General features: G+C 43.3%; 1 protein-coding gene. It reads right to left on the bottom strand.

The window, feature by feature from the left end; genetic code table 11:
- The coding region (locus I3259_RS20125) for an Orn/Lys/Arg decarboxylase N-terminal domain-containing protein (RefSeq protein ID WP_238031438.1) at positions 1 to 2,147 on the bottom strand (2,147 nt) is incomplete at its 3' end.
- Positions 2,148 to 2,237 lie beyond the last annotated feature (90 nt).

Here is a 2,237-nt window from a genome sequence, read left to right as displayed (position 1 = left end):
AAGTTTTCACCACCCATTAGCATTGGGATGCCTGGTGGGTAAGGGATAACAGAGTGCGCTGCAACACGACCAACAAGTTCATCCGAAGCAACTAGCTCAACGTCGTTAGATACGATCATCTGGTAAGCATCACGTGGTTTAAGCTCCATTTCTGGTAGGCTTGAGTACGCGTTGTTTAGCACTTGACCTGGGTTGTGACGAACTAGGTATTCAAACATCTTGTTACCTAGATCTTTCAGACCAAGACCTTTGTAAGCTGCAGGGTTGCTTGCAACTAGCTCAGGTAGAATCACTTCTAGATCTGCGTTTGCATCGTAGTGACGCTTAAATGACAACAAGGTGTTGATTAGTGTGTCACGTTTACCTTTAGTAATACCCATTGAGAATAGGAACATTACTTGGAAGTCAGTTGTACGAGTTGGTACGATACCGAAACGACCTAGGTATGCGCTAACAAGTGCTGCAGGAACACCTTTATCTAGGAATTGACCTTTGTCATCAAGTCCTGGAGTTAGTAGGCTCACCTTGATGGGGTCAAGCATACACCAGTCATCATCGATGTCATCGAAACCGTGCCATTGATCGCCTGGGTGTAGTTTCCAGTTGTCTTGAACTGTCATTAACGCTTCAATAGATGCGTCTTCAAACTTCACTTTGTCACCGTTAGTTTCAGTAACAGTTTCTGCGTTCCAAGGCTTGAAGAACCAATCGTTTTCAGAAGTGTAATCGTTGAATAGACGACGTACGTTTTGACGGAAGATAACCGCTTCACGAACCACTTCGTTAGTTAGAGACAGACCACTTTCACCTTTCATCATGTTCGCAGCAACATCGTTAGATGCGCAGATTGCGTATAGTGGTGAAGTTGAAGTGTGCATCATGTACGCTTGGTTGAAACGATCGAAGTCGATAGCGTTTTCACCGTTACGAACGTGAATGTAAGATGCTTGAGACAGTGCGTTCAACAACTTGTGAGTTGAGTGAGTTGCAAATACTGTTGGACCTTTGTGGTCTTTCGCATCGCCACGCATCGCAAAGTGACCCTTGTAGATAGGGTTAAAGCGAGCATAACCAAACCAAGCTTCATCCATGTGGATACGGCTTGCAGATTCAGCAAGAAGTGCTTCAGTCACTTCTGAGTGGTAACACATACCGTCATAAGTACAGTTAGTTACTACAGAGTAGCTTGCTTTATCTTTGTTTAGGTCAAATTCAGGTGCTTTCTCAGCAATTTTCTTCGCTAGAGACTCTTTGCTCATTTGCGCTTTGCTGATTGGACCGATGATACCGTAGCAGTTACGGCTAGGTGTCATATAAACAGGGCGAGCACCAGTTAGGATCAGACCTTGTTCAATTGATTTGTGACAGTTACGGTCACAGATAGCAACGTCGTCATCTTTTAGACACGCTTGCATGATAGTACGGTTAGAGCCAGAAGTACCTACGATACCTGAGTAAGATTCGTGAGCACCGAAGATTTTCGCTGCTTCTACTTCTGAGTCTTTGAATGCGCCAGTGTGGTCTAGTAGAGAACCTAGAGAAGCACGTTCGATACCCATATCAGTACGGAATAGGTTTTCACCGTAGAATTGGTAGAACTGGTTACCGGCTGGAGTCTTAGTGAAACCGATACCGCCTTGGTGACCAGGAGCAGACCATGAGTACTCGTGAACGTCGTTGTATTCCATCATCGCTTTCATAAATGGAGGAATAACAACATCACGGTAACGCTTCATTGCAGCAACGATACGGCCAGCAACGAAATCTGCAGTGTCTTCAAGTACTGAGTAACACTCGTCGATACGTTCCATTAGCTTGCGGTTAGCAAGAACAGAAGTACGAGCACGTTCAGCTAGAACAAATACAGGCACTTCAGCTTGACGCTCTTTAAGTACAGCAAGAAGTTCTAGTTCTTCAGTTGAATTTGTTAATTGTTCTTCAGTTTTATCAAGCGCTAGCACCAAGCTGTCGATTTGATTCGCCATAATAATAGCTTTCGCATCGTCATAAGAGGTTGCAGTGATGATTTCAATTGAGCGATCTTTTAATTCTTGAGCTAGAGACTGAGTAGTACGGTCTGCGTAGCTATTCGCTTCAATATTTTGGTGCTCTACGATAAGAGCGCGCATTACATTTATATTGCTCATAAATATATACCTGATTTTTTCGCGCTTCGATAAACCCAAATTAAATAGATGTGAAAAGGTATTTAAATTGGATTTAACTTAAATATTGTT

The organism is Photobacterium sp. Ph5, from assembly GCF_022129445.1.
GTDB lineage: Bacteria > Pseudomonadota > Gammaproteobacteria > Enterobacterales > Vibrionaceae > Photobacterium.
The sequence above is the reverse complement of the archived record's forward strand: the minus strand, read 5'-3'. Positions and strand labels throughout refer to the sequence as shown.